This window comes from Mycobacterium persicum (assembly GCF_002086675.1).
GTDB lineage: Bacteria > Actinomycetota > Actinomycetes > Mycobacteriales > Mycobacteriaceae > Mycobacterium > Mycobacterium persicum.
The window spans coordinates 1-241 of sequence record NZ_MVIF01000364.1 but is presented as its reverse complement, the minus strand read 5'-3'; the positions used below and the strand labels follow the sequence as shown (position 1 = coordinate 241).

The following is a 241-nucleotide window of genomic DNA, read 5'->3' as shown; positions in this document are numbered from 1 at the left end:
GGGCCAAGGGGGCGCCGGCGGGACCGGCGGGATCTACGGCGGCATCGGCGGCACCGGTGGACGCGCATTGTGGGTCGGCGACGGCGGCGCCGGCGGGGCCGGCGGATTCGCCAGCGGCACCGGCGGTGCAGGGGGCAACAGTGGCTGGTTGTTGGGCAACGCCGGTGCCGGCGGCACGGGTGGGGCTGCGGCGAGCGCCACGACCATCGGCGGGCTGGGGGGTAATGGTGGTCATGCGGGG

At 77.6% G+C, this 241-nt stretch carries 1 pseudogene; it reads left to right on the top strand.

Annotated elements, in window-relative coordinates:
- A pseudogene (locus BST40_RS31010) lies at positions 1 to 241 on the top strand (hypothetical protein); the annotation flags it as partial.